The organism is Cryobacterium sinapicolor (genome assembly GCF_004403465.1).
GTDB classification, from domain to species: Bacteria; Actinomycetota; Actinomycetes; order Actinomycetales; family Microbacteriaceae; genus Cryobacterium; species Cryobacterium sinapicolor.
Window position 1 is genome coordinate 1 of record NZ_SOGQ01000001.1, and the last position, 4,588, is coordinate 4,588.

Annotated in this window: 5 protein-coding genes; 4 read left to right on the forward strand and 1 reads right to left on the reverse strand. The window is 67.7% G+C overall.

Annotated elements, in window-relative coordinates:
• Window positions 1-378 precede the first annotated feature (378 nt).
• Entirely contained in the window at window positions 379-1,230 is an 852-nt protein-coding gene (locus tag E3T28_RS00005; RefSeq protein WP_134426691.1) for a hypothetical protein, read from the forward strand.
• Between the two features lie 250 nt (window positions 1,231-1,480).
• Here E3T28_RS00005 and E3T28_RS00010 read toward each other — a convergent pair whose 3' ends face one another.
• A complete protein-coding gene (locus E3T28_RS00010; RefSeq protein ID WP_134426693.1) occupies window positions 1,481-2,014 on the reverse strand; it encodes a hypothetical protein in 534 nt (177 codons plus the stop codon).
• Between the two features lie 157 nt (window positions 2,015-2,171).
• On the opposite strand from E3T28_RS00010, the gene E3T28_RS00015 reads away from it, so the two are divergent.
• Genes E3T28_RS00015 through E3T28_RS00025 form a run of 3 tightly spaced genes read left to right on the forward strand, consistent with a single transcriptional unit; the run spans window position 2,172 to window position 4,494 of the window.
• Window positions 2,172-3,539: a TrkH family potassium uptake protein gene (locus E3T28_RS00015; RefSeq protein WP_241979085.1), complete on the forward strand. Its 1,368-nt coding sequence runs from the start codon at window positions 2,172-2,174 to the stop codon at window positions 3,537-3,539.
• Window positions 3,532-4,230, forward strand: coding sequence for a potassium channel family protein (locus tag E3T28_RS00020; RefSeq protein ID WP_241979086.1), 699 nt, complete (start codon window positions 3,532-3,534; stop codon window positions 4,228-4,230). The genes E3T28_RS00015 and E3T28_RS00020 overlap by 8 nt, the downstream gene beginning before the upstream one ends.
• Window positions 4,231-4,251: 21 nt before the next feature.
• Entirely contained in the window at window positions 4,252-4,494 is a 243-nt protein-coding gene (locus E3T28_RS00025; RefSeq protein WP_134426697.1) for a putative acetyltransferase, read from the forward strand.
• The last annotated feature ends 94 nt before the right edge of the window (window positions 4,495-4,588 follow it).

Consider the following 4,588-nt stretch of genomic DNA (forward strand, 5'->3'; position numbering starts at 1 on the left):
CAACACCCCCCGGATCATGAGCGACTGGGGGCAAGAACCATGCCGGGCCTGACAGGCCAACACCCTCACATAACTACACGATCAAGGGCTACGAAGAAAGTAACGGGGGGGGGGGGTTCCGGGGGGGTTCCTCGGGGGTTGCTCGGGGGTTGCTCGGCGGGTTCCCGGGGGTTCCGCTCGCGGATGCCGTATGCCGGATGCGCGGATGCGCGGGGGTTGCGTGGGGGTTCTGCTCGCGGATGCGCGGGGGTCGCGTGGTGGTTCCGCTCGCGGTGCGATGGATGCTGCCGCACCGGTGGGCCGCCGGGTTGCGCCGGCTCGGGGCATCCGTTTGCCGCAGGTTGCCGGGGACCGAGCCGGGTGTGGTCTACTCGATGAATGAGCGTTGAGCCGAAGGTTGTGCGGCAGGCCGTGCGGCAGGCGGAGGCGGCCGCGGGGGCCGCCGGGGTCAGCGTGCGCCAGGCCACACCCGGTGACCTGGCCGCGGCGATCGGCCTGTTCGAACGCACCTGGGGCGTGGGCCGCAGCCCCGACGATTCGATGCTCCGGGCGCTCGACTTCGCCGGCAACACCGTGCTGGTCGCAATCGCGGTCGGCGCGAGCGGCCCCAACCCGATCGGCGCGACCGCGGGTGACCCGATCGGCGCGACCGCGGGTGACCCGATCGGCGCGAGCCTCGGGTTCCTCGGCTGGACCGACGGCATCCACCTGCACTCGCATATGACGGCGGTGGGGCCGGGGCAGCGCGGTGGCGGGGTCGGTTACGCGCTCAAACTGTACCAGCGGGCCCTTTGCCTGGAGCATGGCATCGCCGACATGCGCTGGACCTTCGACCCGCTGATCCGCCGGAACGCGCACTTCAACTTGGTCAAACTGGGCGCCGAGGTGGTGCGCTTCTGGCCGGACTTCTACGGCCGGCTCGACGACGACATCACCGGAAGCGACCGGAGCGACCGGTTCGAGGTGCGTTGGCGCCTCGATTCCCCGCGCACGCTCCGGGCGCTGGCCGGCGAGCTCCCGCCCGCCTGGTCGGGGACCGACACGCTGCGGCTCGACGGGGACTTCGAGCGGCTGCGCGCCGCGGAACCGGCCGAGGCGGCCCGGTGCCGCGACGAGTCCCGCACGCAGTTCCGCGTCGCGCTGTCCCGCGGACTGCGCCCCGAGCTCACCGAGAACAAGGACTACATCTTCACAACGGATGCCGCCGACAGCGCGCCCCGCCCCGCCTGACCCGGCCGCGCCTGCCCGCCCGGCCGCGCCTGCCCGCGCCTGCCGTACGAATTCGACGGAGATTTTGCTCTCACAACACGTTTCCAGTCCGAAACGGGCCGTTTCGGGCAAAATCTCCGTCGAATTGGTTCACCGTTGCCGTGAACGGATGCCGTGAACGGATGCCGTGAACGGATGCCGTGAACGGATGCCGTGAACGGATGCCGTGAACGGATGCCGTGAACGGATGCCCGTGAACCGATGCCGCGCGCTACGCCCCGCGCCCGGTGAGGCGTCGCTCGAACCAGTAGAGCAGTTCGGGGCGCGCGCGGTTCAGATCCTGCAGGGTCATCGGTTCGGGCACCCGCACCACGGGAACGTCGAGCTGATCGATCACGGTGTCCATGGCGCCGCGCGAGTAGTACTGCCCGCGCATGCGCACCAGGAGACGGCCGTCGGTTCCGGTGACGAAGAGCTGTGGGTGCGTGTCGAGCGCCCCGCTCTGGTAGAGGTCGAGCAGAACGACGCTGCCGATCTCATCCGTGGAAAAGTCTGTGACCATGCCCATGAAGCCGCGCTCGGAGATGCCCTCGGCGTCGACACGGATGATGGTGCGCGTGTAGGACAGAAAGGCGAGTGCGCAGATGCTCAGGAGCACGACCTGGGCGATGGCGACGGGCTGCCAGTTGCCGCTGGGAATGCTGAGCCAGAAGAGCACGGCGGAAACGGGTGCGACGAAGGCCAGGACGGACAACCCTGTTTGGAGGAGCAGGCGGCCGTGGGGCCGCAAGGCATGCGTATGCATGCGCATACCCCCGTTGAATCTCACCCTTGTTTCCCCCTCGCCGGTGTACCCAGATTATCCCGGTTTTCCGCCTGGGTGCGCTGTCCATCGGTTGGGGCAATCTGCCGTGTCGAAACCGGGCACGCCAGTAGTCGCCTGCGAACCGTATAGTAAGCGGGTGCCATCCCTGTCCCTTCGAAGAAGCGGTCCACGAATACCGCGTGCCCGGCCGCACCCCGCGCAGGTCGTGGTCGCCGGATTCGCCGTCGCCGTCCTGATCGGCACGGTGCTGCTCATGATCCCGATCGCGACGCCCGGCCCCGGTGGCACCCCGTTCCTGATCGCTGCCTTTACGGCCACGTCGGCCATCTGCGTGACCGGCCTGACCATCGTCGACACGGAGACGTTCTGGACCCCGTTCGGCCAAGTCATCATCCTCGCCCTGATCCAGGTCGGCGGCTTCGGCATCATGACGTTCGCCTCGGTCATCGGGCTCGCCGTGATCCGCAAGATGTCCCTCCGGTCCCGCATGACGGCGGCCGCCGAGGTGAAAAGCTCCGGGCTCGAGGATGTCCGCGGGCTGGTACTCGGCGTCGTGCGCATCTCCCTGATCGTGGAGTCCATCGTGGCGGTGCTGCTGACCCTGCGGTTCTGGATCGGTTACGGCGAACCTCTCGGCCGGGCCATCTGGCTCGGGGTCTTCCACGCCGTGTCCTCGTTCAACAACGCCGGCTTCGCCCTGTTCAGCGACAACCTCATCTCCTACGCGACGGACCCGTTCATCTGCCTGCCGATCGCCGCCGCCGTGATCCTCGGCGGGTTGGGCTTCCCGGTGATCATGCAGTTGCGGAAGCACCTCCGGTCGCCGTTGAAATGGACGATGAATACCCGCATTGTGCTGGTCGGCACGATCACGCTCCTGGTTGCGGGCACCATCTACATCACCGGCGTGGAGTGGAACAACCCGGGCACGCTCGGCCCGTTGGACTGGCCGAGCAAACTCCTGGTGGGCTTCTTCCAGTCGGTGCAGACCCGCACGGCCGGGTTCAACAGCATCGACATCGGGGCGATGGACTCTGCGAGCCTGCTCGGCATGGACGTGCTGATGCTCATCGGAGGCGGCCCGGCCGGCACCGCCGGCGGCATCAAGATCACCACGTTCGCGGTGCTGTTCTTCATCCTGCTGACCGAGATCCGCGGCGAGGTGGCCGTGAACGTCTTCGGCAAGCGCCTCTCCCGGGCCGTGCACCGCCAGGCGATCACGATCGTGCTCCTGGCCGTCGCGGTGATCACCGTCTCCACCGTCGCCCTGATGCTGATCACCGATATCGGTCTCGATGAGCTCTTGTTCGAGGTGATTTCCGCGTTCGGCACGGTGGGGCTTTCCACCGGGATCACCGCGGGCCTACCTCCGGCCGGTCAGATCATCCTGATGCTGCTGATGTTCATCGGTCGGCTGGGTCCCATCGGGTTCGCCTCGGCGCTCGCCCTGCGGGAACGCCCCACTTCGTATGAATTACCGAAAGAGAGGCCCATCATTGGCTAAGTTTTCCCTGTTCGGGCGTCAACAGCCCGCCCGCATGGCCGAGGAAGATGCGATCGTCGTGATCGGACTGGGCCGCTTCGGCAGTGCCCTCGCGCTCGAGCTCATGGCCAGTGGCAGCGAGGTGCTCGGCATCGACGGCGACGAGGAGATCGTTCAGGCGCACAACGGCCTGCTCACCCATGTCGTGCGCGCCGACTCGACCAAGGAGGAGACCCTCCGCCAACTCTCGGTGCCGGACTTCAGCAGCGCTGTCGTTGCGATCGGCGGCGATATCCAGGCGAACATCCTGACTGCGAGCCTGCTGCTCAAGTTGGGCATCCCGAATATTTGGGCCAAGGCGGTCAGCGACCCGCACGGCGAGATCCTGCGACAGATCGGCGTCAAGCACGTCATCTACCCCGAGAAGGACATGGGCAAGAGGGTGGCCCACCTGGTGCGCGGGGTGATGCAGGACTACATCGAGATCGACGAGAACTTCGCCCTCGTGAAGACGAACCCACCGCAGGAGATCATTGGCGTGCCGCTCGGCAAATCCAGTGTGCGCACCATCCACGGCGTCACGGTCACGGCCTTCAACCGGCCCGGCGAGGGCTGGAGCTACACGACCCTCGACACGACGTTGCAGGCCGACGACGTCATCCTGATCGCGGGTGACGTGCGCAAGGTGGAGTCCTTCAGCCGCCTCCGGTAAGGGAGGGCTAGGCTCGGTCAGATGAGTCTCGCCGCCGCCCAATTCGTGCTCAGCACGGCCCTCGGCACCCGAATCGTGGTGCGCACCCGCATCGAGGGCGGGGTAACGGATGCCGTGGGCTACCTGCGCGACGTCACCGACACCGGGTGCACGGTCGAGACCAAGCGCGGACTGGTCGCACTGGCGCTCGCCGACATCGTTGCCGCGAAGCAGGTGCCGCCGCCGCCCGCGCCGCGTGCGCCGCGGCATCCGCTCGCCGACTAGTTCGCTGCCGCTGCCGCGCTGCCGCTGCCGCGCTGCCGCTGCCGCTGCCGCTGCCGCTGCCGCTGCCGCTGCCGCTGCCGCTGCCGCTGCCGCT

Coding starts and splice junctions, on each gene's coding strand:
- E3T28_RS00005 (WP_134426691.1), top strand. CDS start 379: ATGAGCGTTGAGCCGAAGGTTGTGCGGCAGGCCGTGCGGCAGGCGGAG.
- E3T28_RS00010 (WP_134426693.1), bottom strand. CDS start 2,014: ATGCATACGCATGCCTTGCGGCCCCACGGCCGCCTGCTCCTCCAAACA.
- E3T28_RS00025 (WP_134426697.1), top strand. CDS start 4,252: ATGAGTCTCGCCGCCGCCCAATTCGTGCTCAGCACGGCCCTCGGCACC.